The sequence below is a fragment of the Actinomadura rubteroloni genome (assembly GCF_002911665.1).
Lineage (GTDB): Bacteria > Actinomycetota > Actinomycetes > Streptosporangiales > Streptosporangiaceae > Spirillospora > Spirillospora rubteroloni.
The window spans coordinates 92,978-110,203 of sequence record NZ_MTBP01000004.1 but is presented as its reverse complement, the minus strand read 5'-3'; the positions used below and the strand labels follow the sequence as shown (position 1 = coordinate 110,203).

The window sequence follows — 17,226 nt, the reverse complement described above, 5'->3', positions numbered from 1 at the left end:
GTCAGCCCGTCGCCACCGGACGGGACGGGTCGGTGATCCACTCCGACCACGACCCGACGTACAGCGCGGCCGGCACGCCGGCGATCGTCAGGGCCAGGACCTCGTGCGCCGCCGTGATGCCCGAGCCGCAGTAGGCCCCGACGTGCTGCGCGTCCGTCGCGCCGAGGCCGGCGAACCGCTCCCGCAACGCCAGGGACGGCAGGAAGCAGCCGGATTCGTCCACATTGTCCGACGTCGGGGCGCTGACCGCGCCCGGAATGTGCCCCGCCACCGGATCCACCGGCTCCTTCTCGCCCCGGTACCGCTCGGCGGCACGCGCGTCGAGCAGGACGCCGTCGCGGGCCAGCGCCGCCGCGCCCGCCGCGTCCAGCACCGGCAGGCCGCCTGGACGGGCCGTGAAGTCGCCGCGCGGCGGATCCGGCTCGTCCGTCTCGACGGGACGGCCCGCGCCCGTCCACGCCCGGAACCCGCCGTCCAGCACGCGGACGTCCGGGTGCCCGTAGTACCGCAGCGTCCACCACAGCCGGGCGGCGGCCGACGCGTCCGCCTCGTCGTACACGACGACGGGCTGCGCCGCCGACACCCCGGCGCGGCGCATGGCCTCCTGGAACGCGTCGGCGGACGGCAGCGGGTGACGGCCGCCCGCGCCGGGCTCGGCCGCGACGTCGCGGTCCAGGTCCACGAACACGGCGCCGGGCAGGTGGCCGCGCCGGTACGCCTCGATGCCGGGCGGCCCGGCGAGGTTCCAGCGGACGTCCAGCAGGACGGGGCCGGGATCGCGATAAAGCTGACGCGCGAGGGCGCTCACGTCGACGAGAGGATGCACGGCGTCAGTCTGACCGGCGTGCACCGGGGTCGTGAAGGGCGGATCGACAGGCGTCACGCATCGTAGCCTAGCGGGTACGACACGCGGTCATTCCACCCGCCAGGCGACCCCGTGCGGGACGAGCGCGTCCAGGAATCCGGCGGGCTCGAACGCCTGCGCGGGCGTCAGCGCGCCGGGCCGCGCCTCCCCGCGCGCGAGCCGCAGCGCGCCCTCGACCGCGATGACGGCGGTCAGCCCGTACGGGTCGGGCCCGGTGACGGTCCCGGTCGCGGTGCCGCCGTCCCCGGTGGCGCGGGCGAGCATGAACCAGCGTCCCGCGCGGCGCGTCGCCTCGTCCAGGACGGCGGGCGCCAGCTCGGCGGCTCCAGGATCGAACGAGCCGAACAGCTTCACGACGTCCGCGCGCATCGCCGCCCGCACCCGCGCGGCCGGGACGTGGCGCGGCACCGTCGCGACGCCCGGCAGCGGGAACGACGCCACCTCGACCCGCTCACCGGGCAGGACGACCGGGTCGTGCCCCCCGTCGTCGGGACGCCAGCCGCCGTCGGCGTACTCCAGCGGGCCGCGCGCGACGATCGACGCCATCGACCGGGCGGTGCCGCGCGACGCCGCGCCCGGCGCACGCAGGTCGGCGACCAGGATCTCGCGCCCCGGGGCGACCCGCGCCGCCGTCAGCGCCGCGATGAGGTCGCCCGGACCGCCGTCGTCGGCGAGCGCGGGCACGACCGTCACCCCGGCGCGCTCGGCGTCCGGCCCGGCCGTCGCGAGGACGTCGTGGATCTGCCCCTGCTCGCCCGAGGTGTCGACGTAGTGGACGCGGGCGGCGAGCGCGGCCCGCAGCACCGGCCCGCCCCAGCGGGTGAACGGCCCGGCCGTGTTCACCACGGCGGCGCAGTCGGCGAACGCGGCGGCGAGCGCGTCCGGGTCGTCCAGCGTCGCGACGCGGACCTCCGTCCCGGCGGTCTCGCGCAGCCGCTCCCGCGACCGTCCGACGAGCACCGCCGGGACGCCCCGCCGCGCCAGCTCGGCGACGACCAGCCCGCCGGTGAATCCGCTCGCCCCGTGAACCGCGATCTTCATGTCCGGTCTCCTCTCGTTCGGAAACGACGCTAGGAAGCACGGACGAGACGAACAATGTGCGCGAGCCGCGCGACGATGTCCGATCGTCTCTACACTGGACGGCATGGACGTGCTCGGAGACGTCGTCCAGGTCATGCGCACCGGCCGTCCGCACGCGAACCGGACGGTGCTGGACGCCCCCTGGCGGCGGAGCTTCCCCGCCCGCGAGGCCGCCGGGTTCCACGTCGTGCTGCGCGGCTCCTGCGAGATCAGCCCCGCGGACGGCGCGCCGGTCGCCCTCACCCAGGGCGACGTGGCGTTCCTCCCGCGCGGCACCGGCCACACCATCACGGGCGACGCCGCGACCGTCCTGCTGTGCGGCGCCTACGACCTGGACCTGGCCCGTCCGCACCCGCTGCTCGCCGAGCTGCCCCGCGTCGTCCGGCTCCCGGCCGAGGCGCCGTGCCCGTCGGTGCGCGCCGCCGTCGGCCTGCTGGACCGCGAGCTGGACGGCGCGGGCCGTCCCGGCGCTCCCGCCGCGCTCACCGCCCTCCTCGACCTGCTCCTGCTCTACCTGCTGCGCGCCTGGCACGACGCGCACGCGGCCACCGGCTGGAGCGCGGCCCTGCGCGACCCGGCGGTCGGGGCGGCGCTGCGGGCCGTCCACGCCGACCCGGCCCGGGACTGGACGGTCGCGGCGCTCGGCGCGGAGGCCGGCCTGTCCCGCGCCGCGTTCGCGCGCCGCTTCACCGGCCTGGTCGGACGCCCGCCGCTCGGCTACCTCACCTGGTGGCGGATGAGCGTCGCGGCGCGGCTGCTGCGCGGCTCCGACCTGCCGCTGCGCGCCGTCGCCGCCCGCGTCGGCTACACGTCGGAGTACGCGTTCGGCAAGGCGTTCAAGCGGGAGCTGGGCGTGCCGCCGGGCGCGTACCGGGCCGTCAGCCCTTGACCGTCCGCACCAGCGGGACGAGCTGCTCGGCGGCCACCAGCGACCCGTGCATCCCGACCATCGCGGCCAGCCACGGTTCCCGCGCGGACGCCGTGATCGCCACGTCCGCGTGCGGCACCGCGACCACGTCGCCGACGCGCCCGGCCATCTCCGGCGTGATCGGCCCGAACCAGCCCTCGGCGACGGCCTCGGCGCGGGAGCGGACCCAGCACGTCCCGGCCAGCCGCTCCCGCCACGCCGCGAGGACGTCGCCGTGCGCGCCCGGCAGCGCGTACACATAGCGGGACCGGGCGTCGCCGCCGAGCCGCGCCACCCCGGCCGACAGCGCCGGATCGGTGTCGGCGTCGATCCGCCCGGACGGGTCGGTCATGCCGTGGTCGGCCGTGACGTACAGCGCCGTCCCGGACGGCAGGGCGTCGGCGAGGCGCTCGGCGAGCAGGTCCACGAAGCGGAGCTGCTGCCGCCAGTCCGCCGAGGCGACGCCGAACCGGTGGCCGGTCGAGTCCAGATCCGGGTGGTAGACGGTCGTGTAGGCGCGGTCGCCCGCGCTCAGCGCCCGCTGCGCCGCCGCGACGAGCTGGCCGAGCGCGTCCGCGCCCGTGTAGTCGGCGCCGCGCGCCGTCGCCCGGGTGAGCGGGCTGTCGCGGTAGAGGCTCGCGCCGACGTAGGACGCCGCGACGCCCGCCGCCCGCGCCCGCTCGTAGACGGTCGGGGCGGGCTGGACGACGAACGGGTCCGCGCCGTCGGCGGGCCAGCGCAGCAGGTTGACCAGGGCGTCCCGGCCGGGCAGCGCGATCTGGAGCCCGAGCAGCCCGTGCCCGCCGGGCGGCAGGCCGGTGCCGAGCGAGCCGAGGCTCGTCACGGTCGTCGCCGGGAAGCCCGCCGTGAGCGGGCCGCCGCCGAGCGACGTCAGGAACGGCGCGTCGCCGGGATGGGCGCGCAACTGCTCCCAGCCGAGGCCGTCCACGAGCAGCACGCAGATCCGCCGCGTCTCCTGCAGGCCGAGGACGTTCACCGCGCCCGGCACGCCGAGCGCCGCGAGCGCCGACTCCGGCAGGTCCGCCAGCGCCGCGCGCCCGTACGCCGGGACGGGCGGCGCGGGCCGGGTCACCCCGCCGTCACCCCGCCGCCGCCGAGGTCGCCGACGACAGCGCCTCGGCGAACGCCAGCACCTGCCCGACCGCCTCCGCGCCGTCGGCGGCCTCGCTGACCCGCAGCGACAGGTCGTCGGCGGTCACGCTGCCGGTGTAACCGTGGTCGGCCTCGCAGTTCTCGTCGCCGCAGGTCGCGGGCTCCAGGTCGATGTGCGCGATGGCGCCCCACCCGATCGTCAGCACGACCTCGGTGGGCGCGGTGCCCGGCACGTACGACGCCGGGTCGGGGACGACGCGCGTCACCGCCACCGACTGGACGCGCTCGATCTTCACCGCCTCGGTCGTCGTGGACGCGTGCGGCTGGGCGATGCCCTCCCCCGGCGGATGCTCGTCGGTGTGGCAGACGAGCAGCCGCGTCGGCGACAGGACCAGCACCGTCACATGGCGCCGCACCTCCATCGCCGGATCGAACGTCGCCTCGTGGTGGATCACGTAGGCGAGCACCCGCTCGTCGCCGATCGCCGACTGGACCGCGTCCGCGACCAGGGCCGGGTAGTAACCGCTGCGCTCGATGGCCGTGCGCAACCCGTCAGACGTCGCTCGGGTTTCCCTCATGGTCCCATCCTGCCCTGTCGGCGGCGGGCCGCGCACACGAGCCCGATCGGCCGCCGCTCCGGCCCGCATGGTCGTTTCGTCGCACACGGGGTAACAGATCCGCATGAGTACCCGCACAGGCAGGAACGCAACCCTCGGCCCGGACGACCGCGAACCGCTCCCGCAGCCGCCGCCGATCCCCCCGCCGGGGCCGGATCCGGCACCGCCGCCGCCCTCGCCCGTCCCGCCGGGGCCCGAGCCTCCGCCGCCGTCCCCGCAACCGCCCGCGCCGGGCCCGCCGCTCCGGCCGCCGGGACCCGGACCCGAGCCGGACCCGATCCCGCCGATCCCGCCGACGCCGGAGCCCGCACCGCCGCCCCCGCCGTCCTGACGGCCCGGCGGTCAGCGCAGGCGGCGCGGGCCGAGTTCCTGGCGCGGGCCGGTCGGACGGCGCAGGGTCAGCGCCACGTCGCGCACGACCGTGCCGGACGCGCCCGCGAGGACCGGCGACAGCTCCAGGCGCGCCACCTCGGGCAGGTCGTCGGCCAGCCGGGACGCGCGCAGCAGCAGCGTCTCCAGGGCCGCGACGTCCACCGGCTCCGCGCCCCGGTGGCCGAACAGCAGCGGCGCGGCGCGGATCGCGCGGACCATGTCGGCGGCCTCCACGTCGGTGAGCGGCGCCAGCCGGTAGGCGCGGTCGTCCAGCAGCGCGGCGGTCTCGTCGGCGAGCCCGAACGAGACGACGGCGCCGAACGATGAGTCCTCGCGGACGGTGATCTGCGTCGGGACGCCACCCGCCGCGTCGCCGAGCGCGATGCCGTAGCAGGCCAGCAGTTCGGCGGCCTGGGCGCGCGTCGCGGTGACCGGGCCGCCGCCGGCCAGCCACTCCTCGACCAGGGCGCGGGCGCGGCGCCGGTCCGCGCCGACGATCTCGGGGAGCCGTCCGGGCGGGCGCCGCCGCCACTGCGCGTACCGGACGACGTAGGCGAGTGCGCGCACCGCGTCCTCCGGCGCCGCGTAGGACGGCACCGACCCGGCGGCGGCCGACCCGTCCGGGCCGGGGACGCGCAGGTCGGCGGGCATGCCCTCCGAGCCCAGGTACGTCGCGACGATCGGCTTGTCCGCCCCCGCCGCCAGCCGCAGGATCTTCGCCGGGACCGACACGTCGTACCCGCCGATGGTCGGCGGCGTGAACAGGGCGACGACCGCGTCCACGGCGGGGTCGGCCAGCGCGGCGGCGAGCGCGTCCTCGTACTCGGCGGCGCCGGCGGCCGGGCCGAGGTCCACCGGCGGGCGGGCGCGCAGCCCGAACGCCGCCGCCGCGTCCTGCGCCAGCAGCCCCAGCGAGTCGGAGTTGTCGATGATCTCGATCCGGTCCCCGGCGGGCAGCGGCTGGTAGGCCAGGAGCTGCGCGACGTCGAACAGCTCCGACAGGTCCTCCACCCGGATCACCCCGGCCTGCGCGAACAGCGCGCTGACCGCGTGGTCGGGCAGGCTCAGCGCGGACGCCGCGTGCCCGAGCGGGACGCCTTGGGTGCTGCGTCCGCTCTTCACCGCGACGATCGGCTTGCGGCGCGACAGGCGGCGGGCCAGGCGGGCGAACTTGCGCGGGTTGCCCAGGGACTCCAGGTAGAGCAGGACGGCCTTCGTATCCGGGTCCTCCTCCCAGTACTGCATGAGGTCGTTCCCGGAGACGTCCGCTCGGTTGCCCGCCGATACGAACGTCGACAGACCGAGCCCGCGTTCCGCCGTGCGCTGGAGGATCGCGATGCCCAGCGCGCCGGACTGGGAGAAGAAGCCGACGGGGCCGCGTCCCGGCATCGTCGGCGCGAGCGTGGCGTTCAGGCGGACGTCGGGGTCGTTGTTGGCGATGCCGAGGCAGTTCGGGCCGACGACCCGCATCCCGTACGCGCGGGCCAGCCGGACCAGTTCCTCCTGGCGTTCGCGGCCGTCCGGGCCCGTCTCGCCGAAGCCCGACGACACCACGACCAGGCCGTGGACGCCCTTGCCCGCGCACTGCTCCACGACGTCCTGCACGACCGGCGCGCGGACCGCGACGATCGCGAGGTCCACGTCGTCGGGGATCTCCAGCACCGACCGGTACGCCCGGACGCCCCCGACCGCCGTCGCCGTCGGGTGCACCGGGTAGACCGGGCCGGTGAAGTCGCCCGCGAGCAGGTTGCGCAGGACCGTCCGGCCGACCGAGTGCTCCGACCGGCTCGCGCCGATCACCGCGACCGACCGGGGCGTCAGCAGCCGCTGGATCGACCGGGACTCCGCGCGGTGCTCCCGGGCGATCATGACCTCCACCGACGTCTCGGTCGGCTCCAGGTCCAGGACGAGTTCGATGACTCCGTCCTCGAACGTCTGCTCCGCGCGGTAGCCGACCTCGCGGAACACCCGCGTCATCCGCCGGTTGTCGGGCAGGACGCTCGCCACGAACCGCGTCAGGCCGCGCTCGCGGGCCGCCGCCGCGATGTGCTCCAGCAGGACCGGGCCGAGGCCCCGGCCCTGGTGCTCGTCCTCCACGAGGAACGCGACCTCGGCCGTCCCCGGGCGGTCCTTCAGCCGCTCGTAGCGGACGACCGCGACCATCCGGCCGCCGATCGTCGCGATCAGCGCGACCCGGTTCACGTGGTCCACGGTGGTCAGGTGAGCGATCTCACGTTCGCTCAGCCGGGGGCGCGCGGAGAAGAACCGGTAATAGATCGACTCGGGCGACAGCCGTGCGTAGAACTCGCGGAGCAGATCCGCGTCCGCGCTCCGGATGGGGCGCAGATGGGCCGTCCCGCCGTCGGTCAGCAGGACGTCGGCCTCCCAATGGTCCGGATACGCCTCGGTCACACCACCGAGCGTAGGACACGGGCCCGGACGTCCCGCACGCGGGAATTCCCCCGTCCTCCCCGTTTTCGCTGCGCGTTCGAGACCTAATCGCGCCTCGATAGCTGTTACGGTCGAGCACACGCCCAGTACGCCGCTCACGCGGGCCGTGTTGATCGAGGTGATGACTCCCATGACGCGCGTGGTCGTGGTTGGCGACTTGATGAGTGACACCGTGGCGCGTGCCGCGTTCCCCCTCGCCAAGGGCAGCGACACGCCCGCGGCCGTGACGACCCACGGCGGCGGCTCGGGTGCCAACGTGGCGTCCTGGCTCGCCCTGGAGGGCGTCGAGGCCGCGTTCGTCGGCCGCCGCGGGTCCGACATCGCGGGGCGCAACCGCGACATGGAGCTGATGGGCTACGGCGTGGACGCCCGTCTCGTCATGGACTCCGAGCGGCCCACCGGCACCTGCGTCGTCCTCGTCACCCACAAGGGCGACCGGACGATGCTCTCGGACCCGGGCGCCAACGCCGCCCTGCTCGTCGAGGACATCGAGCGCTGCCGCGACCTCTTCCGCCAGGGCACCCACCTGCACCTGTCCGGGTACTCGCTGCTCAACGAGGGGTCGCGCAAGGCCGCGATCTTCGCGCTGGACACCGCCCGCAAGGCGAAGATGTCGATCTCGGTGGACGCCGGGTCGTCCTCGCCGCTCCAGCGCATCGGCGCCGAGCCGTTCCTGGAGTGGACGCAGGGCGCCCGCCTGCTCGTCCTGAACGCCAAGGAGGCCGAGGTCCTCACCGGCCGCGACGTGCCCGAGCAGGCCGCCAAGGTCCTGACCGCCTGGTACCCGCAGGTCGTGATCACCTCCGGCGCCGACGGCGCCCTCTGGTACACCAACGGCCGCCCCGAACCCGTCACCGTGAAGGCCGAGCCCATCGACAAGATCGTCGACGGCACCGGCGCGGGCGACGCCTTCGTGGCCGGCTTCCTGCCGCCCTGGCTGGACGGCAAGTCCCCCGCCGACGCCCTCACGGCCGGCTCCCGCCTGGCCGTCAAGGCCATGCGCCACCTGGGCGCCCGCCCGTCCCTGGACGTCATGGACAACCCGATCAACTAGGTCGTCCCGCCGCTCCGTCCGCCGCCGAGCCGGGCGAGCGCGGCAGCGCGTCGCGCACCTCCCGCCCGGCCCGGTGCCGCGCCACGCGCCCGCGCGGCGGCCGGGTCAGGTGAGGTTCTCGCCGCCGTCGACGGTGATGATCTGGCCGGTCACATAGTTGTTGGTCATCAGGAAGAGAGCCGAGGCGGCGGCCTCCTCGGCGGTGCCGAAGCGGCCGAGGAGCGTCGGGGCGCCCGCGGCGGCCATCCCCTCGTCAGTGTCCAGGCCCGGCGCCGCGCGCAGGAGCGGGGTGTCGATCCGGCCGAAGCGGACGGTGTTCACGCGCAGCCTGGCCGGGGCGAGTTCCACGGCGAGGGTCTTCGTCAGGGCCTCGATGGCGCCGGCCGCCGCGACCAGCGCCGACATGCCGGGGAGCGGGCGGAGCACGACCGTCCCCGAGGTGAAGGTGATCGAGCCGCCCGCCGGAAGGAGGGGCGCCGCCGCGCGGGCGATCGTGAACGCCGCGCGGACGCGGCCGTCGAGGTTCACGGCGATGTCGTCGTCGGACAGCTCGGCCAGGGAGCCGAGGCCGCGGATGACGCCCGCCGTGACGAACACGTGGTCGATCCGGCCCGCGCGGTCGAACGCCTCCTGCACGGTGCGCTCGGCGCCGCCGTCGCCCGCGACGCCGAGGACGGCATCGCCCGGGGCCCCGGGGCTCGCGTCCCGCACGTGGGCCACGGCGGCGTCCAGCCGGGACGGGTCGCGGCCGACCAGCACGACGCGGGCGCCGACCGAGCGCAGCAGGACGCCCGCCGCGAGGCCGATGCCCGAGGTTCCGCCGATCAGGAGGACGGTGGCGCCGGAGAGGCCGCTCGGCAGCGGGGTGCGGACGGGGACGGGGGCGGCGGTGCTCATGTGGGGACCTTCCGAAAAATAAACCATCTGGTTGTTTTACTGTCCCGGCCGATCCTGCCGCGCGCGGGGAACGGAGTCAACCAGATGGTTTAATTCGTGCATGGGCTATGACGCGGAGGACACCCGGCGGCGGATCTTCGCCGCCGCCGCCGCCGAGTTCGCCGAGCACGGCCTCGCGGGCGCCCGGGTCGACCGGATCGCGTCCGCCGCCAAGGCCAACAAGCAGGCCATCTACCTGTACTACGGCGGCAAGGAGAAGCTGTTCGCCGCGATCCTGCGGGCGAAGCTGGAGGCGGTCGCCGTCTCCGTCACCATCGACCCCGAGGCGGTGGGCGAGTCCGCCGGGGAGATCTTCGACTGGTACCACGAGCACCCGGAGCTGATCCGGCTGCTGCTCTGGGAGTCCCTGGAGGCGTGCGACGCCCCCGCCGCCGAGGACCACGAGCGCCGCGACGGCTACCGCGCGAAGGTCCACGGGCTGGTGGACTGCGGCATGGCCCGCCACCTGCCCGAAGAGGCCCGCGTCCCCGCCGTCCAGGACCTGGTGTTCACGGTGATGGGCCTGGTCGCCTGGAACTTCGCCGTCCCCCAGATGTGCCGCATGGTCCTGGACGAGGAGACGAGCGAGGCCGCCCTGGCCCGCCGCCGCGCGGCCGTCGTGGCCGCCGCCCGCACGCTGGCCGCCGACTTCGCCCCGTCCCGCCGGAACGCCGAGCAGCCCGGCGACTGAACACCACCGCCCCGTCCAGGACGACGAGCACCGGCTTTGAGCGCGGGTAGGCAGCGCGCGTCGGACGGATAAGACCTCCTGACGGCTGGGTCAGTTCGGTACGGCGAGGACGAGCGGCAGGACGGCCGGAACCCCGGCGGCGCGCAGAGTGCGGGCGGCGACGGTCATCGTCCAGCCCGTGTCGATCCGGTCGTCCACCAGCAGGATCGGGCCGCCCGCCGCGGCGGCGGCGGACGCGACCGGCGGCGGCAGCGTCTGCGCCGCCCACACCGAGCGCAGCCGCTGGGCGCTGTTGTGGCGGCGCGGCACCGGTTCGGCGGCGGGCTCGAACGCGCCGGTGAACGGCAGGCGGCCGATCTCGGCGATGCGGCGCGCGAGCGTCCCCACCAGCCGGGGACGGCTCAGCGACCCGAGCGCGACGACGCCGGCGGGCCGCTGCTCCCAGTCCCAGGCGGCGAGCACCCGCACCACCGCGTCCACCAGGTCGGCGGGGACGTCGGCGTCGGGCGCGCCAGGGGCCAGCAGGTCGCGCAGCCGGTTGCCCCAGCCGATGTCGGTGAGGCGGCCGAGCGCGCGGCCCGGCTCGGCCAGGTCGGCGGGCGCGATCCGGCCGCCGACGCCGAGGTCGTCCTTCACCCCGGTCGGCCACATGCGGCGCGGCGCCACGTCCACGCCGGGCCGCCGCAGCCGGTCGCGGGCGCGGGCCGCGCCCTCCGCGCTGACCGTCGCGGGGCGCCGCCGCCCGGTGCAGTTGTCGCAGCGCCCGCACGGCACGGCGGTCTCGTCGTCCAGCAGGCGGCGCAGGAACTCCTCTCGGCAGCCCTCGGTGACGATGTACTCCAGCATCGCCCGCTGTTCGCGCTCCCGCGCCTCCCGCACGCGGGCGTACCGCTCGCGGTCGTAGGACCACGGCTGCCCGGTCGACGTCCAGCCGCCTTTGACGCGCCGGACCGCGCCGTCCACGTCCAGGACCTTGAGCATCATCTCCAGCCGCGACCGGCCGAGGTCGACGCGCGGTTCGAGCGCGCCGGTGGACAGCGGGCGGCCCGCCGCGTCCAGGACGTCCAGCGTCGTCCGCACGACCGGTTCGGGCGGGAACGCCAGGCCCGCGAAGTACTCCCAGATCTTCTGGTCCTCCGCGCCGGGCAGCAGGACGACCTCCGCGCGGTCCACGCCGCGGCCCGCGCGGCCGATCTGCTGGTAGTACGCGACCGGCGACTGCGGCGCCCCGACATGCACGATGAAGCCGAGGTCGGGCTTGTCGAAGCCCATACCGAGCGCGCTCGTCGCGACCAGGGCCTTCAGCTTGTTGTCGCGCAGGTCGCGTTCGGCCTGGAGGCGTTCGGCGGGCTCGGTCTGCCCGGAGTACGCGGCGACCTCGTACCCCCGGTCGCGCAGGTATCCCGCGATCTCGTGCGCCGCCGCGACGGTCAGCGTGTAGACGATCCCCGAGCCGGGCAGCGCGTCGAGGTTCTCGCCGAGCCAGGCGATCCGCTGCTCGGCCTCGGGCAGCCGGACGACCGACAGGTGCAGCGAGTCGCGTTCCAGCGGGCCGCGCAGCACGAGCGTGTCGCCCTCGGCGAGCTGTTCGGCGACGTCGGCGGTGACGCGCGCGTTGGCGGTGGCGGTCGTGGCGAGGACGGGGATGCCCGGCGGCAGGTCGGCGAGCAGGGTGCGCAGCCGCCGGTAGTCCGGACGGAAGTCGTGCCCCCAATCGGAGATGCAATGCGCCTCGTCCACCACGACGAGCCCCGCGCCCGCCGCGAGCCTGGGCAGGACCAGGTCGCGGAAGTCGGGGTTGTTGAGCCGTTCGGGGCTGACGAGCAGGACGTCCACCGCGCCCTGCTCGACGTCGGCGAAGACGCCGTCCCAGTCGTCGGTGTTGGCGGAGTTGACCGTCGCGGCGCGGATCCCGGCGCGCTCGGCCGCGTCGATCTGGTTGCGCATCAGCGCGAGCAGCGGCGACACGATCACGGTCGGCCCGGCGCCGCGGGCGCGCAGCAGCCGGGTCGCGACGAAGTAGACCGCCGACTTGCCCCAGCCGGTGCGCTGCACGACGAGCGCGCGCCGCCGGTCCACGACGAGCGCGTGGATCGCCGTCCACTGGTCCTCGCGCAGGCGCGCGCCGTCGCCCGCGAGGGCGCGCAGACAGGCCTCCGCCTCGTCGCGCAATCCATCGTCGGACGGGTTCGGGGCGGCGCCGGGCCGCTCGGGAGTGCTCACCCGTCCTTGCTACCAGCCGCCGCCGACGTCCCGCACCCGGACGGCCGACCTGTGGATAACCCGGCCGCCGCGCCCCGGGACGCGGAAGGTAGCCTGCGAAACAAGATCAGCCGACGGGACGGGAGGATCCGCGCGGAATGGGCCGGGCGACCGAGCGCTTGCGACGGGGCTGGCAGGCCCTGATGAACAACCCGCCGCCCGAACCTCTCGAAGACGAACCCGGCCCCGTCTTCGACCCCCGCGCCATCGACCTCGTGCTGCGGGTCGGGGAACTGCTGCTGGCGTCCGGCGAGTCCACCGAGCGGGTCAACGAGGCGATGCTGAGCCTCGCGGTCGCCTACGAGATCCCGCGCTGCGAGGTGGAGGTCACCTTCACGAGCCTGCTCGTGTCGGCCCATCCCGGCCAGGGCGCTCCCCCGGTGACCGGATCCCGCGCGATACGACGCCGCACCCCCGCGTACTGGCGGCTCACCGCGCTGCACGAACTCGTCCAGCAGGCGTCCATCGGCATGCTGGACCTGGGCGACGCCCGCACCGAACTCGCCCGGATCAAACGCGGCCGTGGCCCGTTCCCGCCGTGGCTGCTCGTGGTCGGGCTCGGGCTCATCGCGGCGTCGGCGGGCGTCCTCGGCGGGGGCGGGCCGATCGTGGCGGGGACGGCGTTCGTCGCGACCGTCCTCGGCGACCGCACCGCCGCCGCCCTCGCCCGGCGGGGCATCGCCGAGTTCTTCCAGCTCGCGGTGGCCGCCGCGATCGGCGCGTCGGCGGCCGTCATCGTCGTCGCGCTCGGCAGCCCCGGCCGCGCCCCGACGATCGTGACGGGCGCGATCCTCGCGCTGCTGCCCGGACGTCCGCTGGTGGCGAGCATCCAGGACGGGATCACCGGCGACCTGCTCAGCGCGGCGGCCCGTCTGCTGGAGGTCTTCCTCATCATCGCGGCGATCGTCGCGGGACTCGGCGCGGTCGTTTACCTGGCCGTCTATGCCGGGGTGCGGGTGGACGTCGGGGACCTGCCGCCCTCACCGGCCCTCCTCGAACCCGTCCGCGTCGTCGCGGCGGCGGGTGTCGCGGTGACGTTCGCCATCACGCTCGCGGTACCGCGCTCGGTGCTCATTCCGGCGGCGATCGGTGGCGCCCTGATCTGGATGATCTACGTGTCACTGCTGCACCTGGAAGTGGCGCCCGTGCTGGCGGCGGGGGTGTCGGCGGTCGTCATCGGCCTCGCCGGGAGCGCGTACGCGCGACGAAAACAGGCGCCGTCGTTGCCGTTCGTCGTCCCGTCCATCTCGCCGCTGCTGCCCGGGATGACGCTCTACCGATCCATGGTCGAACTGAACAGCGGGGACGCCGCCACCGGGGCGCTCAGCTTGGTCGGCGCCCTGTCGATCGCGCTGGCGCTCGCGGCGGGCGTCAACCTCGGCGGCGAACTCGTGCGGGCGTTCCAGCACGTCGGGCTGAGCGTGTCCGGACGCGGCGCCCGCCCGGCCGCGCGCCGGACGCGGGGCTTCTGATCTGCGGGAACGGATTCTGTCGGTGGCGCCGGTTACGTTGCGGGGCATGTACCGACAGGGAGACATCCTCATCGTTCCCGTGGCGGAGGACGCCGTGCCCGCGTCCGTCCGCGCGCTGCCGCCGGCGGCCCGCGACGGACGCGGCCGGATGGTCCTCGCGCTCGGCGAGGCGACCGGCCACGCGCACGCGCTCACCGCGCCGGGCGAGCTGCGCCGCGACCCGAACCCCCTCGCGCCCGACCATCTCTGGCTGCCGTCGGGCGGACGCCTCGCCCACGAGGAGCACGCCGCCATCTCGCTGCCGAAGGGCTGGTACCGAGTGATCCGGCAGCGCGAGTACGTGCCGGGCGCCGTTCGGGTGGTGGCGGACTGATGGAGACCGTCGACCGGGCGAGCCTGCTGCTGTCCTGGCAGTCCGCCGCCTTCGCCACCGGCGCCGCCGACCGTCCGACCGCCGAGGCGGGCATCGCCGCCGCCTACACCGCCGCCGGGCTGCCCGTCCCCGAGCGGTTCGTCTGGGTGGGCTCGCCCGCCGCGGGCGCGGTCGCCGCCGCCGCGCTCGGCGGGCACGCGGACGCGCTGCGCGCCGCCGGGCTGGACGTCCCGGACCTGCCTCCCGCCGGCGCGTCGGTGCGCGACGCCGTCCGGACGCGCCCCTGGGAGGAGGTCCGCGCGCAGGCCCACGCCGCGCTCGGCACCGACGGCTGGCCGCGCGCCTGGGCCGACACCGGCGCGCTGCTCTGGGACCCGGTGAACAGCGTGGTCACGCGCGTCCGCGCCGCGATCGGCGGGCTCGCCGAGCCGGTCGAGACGGTGCTGCGCGCCGCGACGCTCGACGCCGTCCTCGGCCAGCAGGACGCGCCGTGGCTCGCGCAGTTCGACGCGCTCGGCCTGCTCGAACCGCTGCGCGGCCTCGCCGGCGCGGCCCGGTCGGCGGGCTGGTGGTGGCCGTACGAGAACCTGGTGATCGTCGCAGAGCGGCCCGTCGAGCTGCACCGCGACGAGCCCGGCCGCCTGCATCGCGGCGACGGCCCGGCCGTCGCCTGGCCGGACGGCTTCGCCCTCCACGCCTGGCGCGGCATGCCGATCCCCGCCGACTTCGTCCGCACGCTGGACGGCCTGACCCCCGAGCGCATCCGCGCCGAGGAGAACGCCGAGCTGCGCCGCGTCATGCTGGAGATCTACGGCTACGACCGGTACCTCGCCGAGTCGAACGCCACGCCCCTGCACCGCGACGAGACGGGCGTGCTCTGGCGGATCGACCTGCCCGACGACGAACCCGTCGTCATGGTGGAGGTGGTGAACTCGACGCCCGAGCCCGACGGCACCAGCCGCACGTACTACCTGCGCGTCCCGCCCGCCACCCGCACCGCCCGCGAGGGCGTGGCCTGGACGTTCGGCGTGGACGAGACCGACTACCGCCCGCAAGCCCAGACCTGACCCCGTCCGGGGGCGAACGCGTCCACCCCCGCGTCCGCCCCGCGTGGGTGATCATGCGTTGTGGGTGGTGAACGTGGGTAGTGCGTCGTGTGTGACGTCGGGTGACGGGTCGGGGGCGTTCGGTGATGTGCCGCGAGGGTTGCGTACCTCGACGGCGATCGTCGCGTGTCTGATCGTGCTCGCCGTCGGGGGGTGGCTCGTCGCCATCGTGCTGGCGCGGCTCGCCTCGTTGACGTTGTCGCTGGCCGCCGCGTTGTTGCTCGCCGCGCTGATCATGCCGGTCGCGCGGGGGCTGCGGCGGCTGCACGCGCCGCCTTGGCTCGCCGCGCTCGGCGGCGTGCTGTCGATCGTGGTCATCGTCGCCGGGCCTCTCGCGCTGATCGGGAACGAGACCGTTCATCAGTGGCCGCAACTCCAGCAGGGGATCGGGCAGGGAGTCGACCGGATCCGCGAGTGGCTGCTCCACGGGCCGATGCCGATCAGTTCGCGGCGTATCGACGCCATCGGTGGCGAGATCCGTCACCGCATCACCGCGTCCGCGCCCGATCCGGCGGCCGGGGCCAGCGCCGCCGCGCAGGTCGCCGCCGCCGCCGCGCTCGCCCTGCTGCTGGTCTTCTTCGTGCTCAAGGACGGCGCGGCGATGTGGGGGTGGTCGCTGCGGATGATGCCCGAGCACCTGCGGCCCCGGGTGGACGCCGCCGCCCGCGCGGGGTGGGACTCCCTCGTGGCCTACGTTCGCGGCACCGTCGTGATCGCCGCCGTGGACGCCACCGGGATCGGCATCGGGCTCGTCGTCATCGGCGTGCCGCTGGCCGCGCCGCTCGCGCTGCTGACGTTCATCGCGGCGTTCGTCCCGATCGTCGGAGCGGCCGTCGCGGGCGCCGCGGCGGTGATCATCGCGTTCGTCAGCAAGGGGATCACCGCCGCGCTGCTCGTCATCGCCGTCGTCGTCGGCGTGCAGCAATCCGAGGGGAATCTGCTGCAACCGCTGATCATGGGGCGGGCGCTGCGGCTGCATCCGGCGGTGATCCTCGTCGCCGTCACCGCCGGGACGCTGCTGGCCGGGATCGCCGGGGCGGTGGTCGCCGTGCCGATCACGGCGGTCGCCTACCGGGTCTTCCTCACGCTCCGCGCGCCGCTGCCGATCGCCGCGCCCGAGACCGACGACGCGGAGACCGGCGCCGACGCGCCCTGAGCGGCGCCGGCACGGACGTCCCGGCCGGCGCCCCGGCCGGGTCCGGGGTGCGAGTGGTCGTCAGGGCGTGCCGAAGGTCGCCCAGACGCACTTGCCGACCGGCTCGACGGGACGCCAGCCCCAGCCCGCGGCGAGCGCGGCCACGATGATCAGGCCGCGTCCGCTGGTGCCGAGCGGGTCGGGGTCGGCGGCGCGGGGCGGGTCGGGGTCGTCGTCGGTGACCTCCAGGGTGACGGCGCCCGGACGGCGCGTCACCGCGACCGTCGCCGTTCCGGCGTGCCGGAGCGCGTTGGTGACCAGTTCGCTCGCGACCAGTTCGGCGTCGTCGGCGAGGTCGGGCAGCCCCCAGGCCCGCAGCGCCGATCCCACGGTCTCGCGGGCGACGCGGGCCCCCGGCGTCGCGGACGTGAACGTGAGCGCGAACCGGTCCGGGGCGGGCGACTCCGCGACCGGACGCGCGACGGCGCGGCCCGGCGGATCGGGCCGCCGTCGTTCGACGGGGAACGGGACGCCGCCGGGCACCGGCCGCCCGAAGGCGCACTTCGGCTCGGCCACCGGCGGTCCCGCCGGTGGTGTCTCGATCATCGTTCCCCCGTCTCGGGCCGGCCGTCCCCCTCGACCGGCCGGCCCGGGATCCCCCGCTGGCGTACGCGCGTCCACGTTCCCCCCGATCTCCGGCCGTCCAGGCCGAAGGAACCTTGCGCAATCATGTGATCTCTCTCCGTGACCGTGCGAAGCTGAGCCAAGAGTGCCCCCACCGCGCTGAAAATG

Annotated in this window: 15 protein-coding genes; 7 read left to right on the top strand and 8 right to left on the bottom strand. The window is 75.6% G+C overall.

Going from position 1 to position 17,226, the window contains the following annotated elements; translation table 11 throughout:
* Nucleotide 1: 1 nt before the first annotated feature.
* Together BTM25_RS24760 and BTM25_RS24755 are read right to left on the bottom strand one after the other, a co-directional pair.
* Complete coding sequence (locus BTM25_RS24760) at nt 2–826, bottom strand: sulfurtransferase (RefSeq protein WP_103565863.1); 825 nt, start codon at nt 824–826, stop codon at nt 2–4.
* Nucleotides 827–913: 87 nt separating this feature from the next.
* Entirely contained in the window at nt 914–1,906 is a 993-nt protein-coding gene (locus tag BTM25_RS24755; RefSeq protein WP_103565431.1) for a saccharopine dehydrogenase NADP-binding domain-containing protein, read from the bottom strand.
* Between the two features lie 103 nt (nt 1,907–2,009).
* Here BTM25_RS24755 and BTM25_RS24750 point away from each other — a divergent pair, with 103 nt between their 5' ends.
* Nucleotides 2,010–2,834 (top strand): helix-turn-helix transcriptional regulator, encoded by an 825-nt coding sequence (locus BTM25_RS24750; RefSeq protein ID WP_103565430.1) that lies wholly within the window; start codon nt 2,010–2,012, stop codon nt 2,832–2,834.
* On the opposite strand, the gene BTM25_RS24745 is transcribed toward BTM25_RS24750, so the two are convergent.
* From BTM25_RS24745 to BTM25_RS24730, 3 genes are all read right to left on the bottom strand, one after another.
* Nucleotides 2,824–3,945 carry an alkaline phosphatase family protein gene (locus BTM25_RS24745; protein ID WP_103565429.1) on the bottom strand — a complete coding sequence of 374 codons (1,122 nt, stop codon included), beginning with the start codon at nt 3,943–3,945 and terminating at the stop codon, nt 2,824–2,826. The genes BTM25_RS24750 and BTM25_RS24745 overlap by 11 nt on opposite strands.
* Before the next feature lie 7 nt (nt 3,946–3,952).
* Entirely contained in the window at nt 3,953–4,543 is a 591-nt protein-coding gene (locus BTM25_RS24740; protein WP_103565428.1) for a DUF5998 family protein, read from the bottom strand.
* A 381-nt stretch (nt 4,544–4,924) separates the two neighbouring features.
* The gene (locus BTM25_RS24730; RefSeq protein ID WP_235828635.1) at nt 4,925–7,366 is read right to left on the bottom strand and encodes a bifunctional acetate--CoA ligase family protein/GNAT family N-acetyltransferase; all 2,442 of its coding nucleotides are present in this window, start codon (nt 7,364–7,366) and stop codon (nt 4,925–4,927) included.
* Between the two features lie 169 nt (nt 7,367–7,535).
* Here BTM25_RS24730 and BTM25_RS24725 point away from each other — a divergent pair, with 169 nt between their 5' ends.
* The gene (locus BTM25_RS24725) at nt 7,536–8,459 is read left to right on the top strand and encodes a carbohydrate kinase family protein (protein ID WP_103565425.1); all 924 of its coding nucleotides are present in this window, start codon (nt 7,536–7,538) and stop codon (nt 8,457–8,459) included.
* 105 nt (nt 8,460–8,564) lie between these two features.
* Here the strand turns inward: BTM25_RS24725 and BTM25_RS24720 are convergent, their stop codons facing one another.
* Nucleotides 8,565–9,356, bottom strand: a complete 792-nt coding sequence (locus BTM25_RS24720) for an SDR family NAD(P)-dependent oxidoreductase (protein WP_205648259.1) — start codon at nt 9,354–9,356, stop codon at nt 8,565–8,567.
* Nucleotides 9,357–9,456: 100 nt separating this feature from the next.
* Between BTM25_RS24720 and BTM25_RS24715 the strand changes: the two genes are divergently transcribed.
* Entirely contained in the window at nt 9,457–10,086 is a 630-nt protein-coding gene (locus BTM25_RS24715; protein ID WP_103565423.1) for a TetR/AcrR family transcriptional regulator, read from the top strand.
* A gap of 90 nt (nt 10,087–10,176) precedes the next feature.
* Here the strand turns inward: BTM25_RS24715 and BTM25_RS24710 are convergent, their stop codons facing one another.
* Entirely contained in the window at nt 10,177–12,309 is a 2,133-nt protein-coding gene (locus tag BTM25_RS24710; protein ID WP_205648258.1) for a RecQ family ATP-dependent DNA helicase, read from the bottom strand.
* Nucleotides 12,310–12,446: 137 nt separating this feature from the next.
* On the opposite strand from BTM25_RS24710, the gene BTM25_RS24705 reads away from it, so the two are divergent.
* The 4 genes from BTM25_RS24705 to BTM25_RS24690 all read left to right on the top strand — a co-directional run bounded on the left by BTM25_RS24705 (nt 12,447) and on the right by BTM25_RS24690 (nt 16,455).
* Nucleotides 12,447–13,820, top strand: a complete 1,374-nt coding sequence (locus BTM25_RS24705; protein WP_103565421.1) for a threonine/serine exporter family protein — start codon at nt 12,447–12,449, stop codon at nt 13,818–13,820.
* 46 nt (nt 13,821–13,866) lie between these two features.
* Entirely contained in the window at nt 13,867–14,193 is a 327-nt protein-coding gene (locus BTM25_RS24700; protein WP_103565420.1) for a hypothetical protein, read from the top strand.
* Nucleotides 14,193–15,260, top strand: coding sequence for a DUF6745 domain-containing protein (locus BTM25_RS24695; protein ID WP_103565419.1), 1,068 nt, complete (start codon nt 14,193–14,195; stop codon nt 15,258–15,260). The genes BTM25_RS24700 and BTM25_RS24695 overlap by 1 nt, the downstream gene beginning before the upstream one ends.
* A gap of 139 nt (nt 15,261–15,399) precedes the next feature.
* Nucleotides 15,400–16,455 carry an AI-2E family transporter gene (locus BTM25_RS24690; protein ID WP_235828629.1) on the top strand — a complete coding sequence of 352 codons (1,056 nt, stop codon included), beginning with the start codon at nt 15,400–15,402 and terminating at the stop codon, nt 16,453–16,455.
* A 60-nt stretch (nt 16,456–16,515) separates the two neighbouring features.
* On the opposite strand, the gene BTM25_RS24685 is transcribed toward BTM25_RS24690, so the two are convergent.
* Nucleotides 16,516–17,040: an ATP-binding protein gene (locus tag BTM25_RS24685; protein ID WP_103565417.1), complete on the bottom strand. Its 525-nt coding sequence runs from the start codon at nt 17,038–17,040 to the stop codon at nt 16,516–16,518.
* Nucleotides 17,041–17,226: the final 186 nt, after the last annotated feature.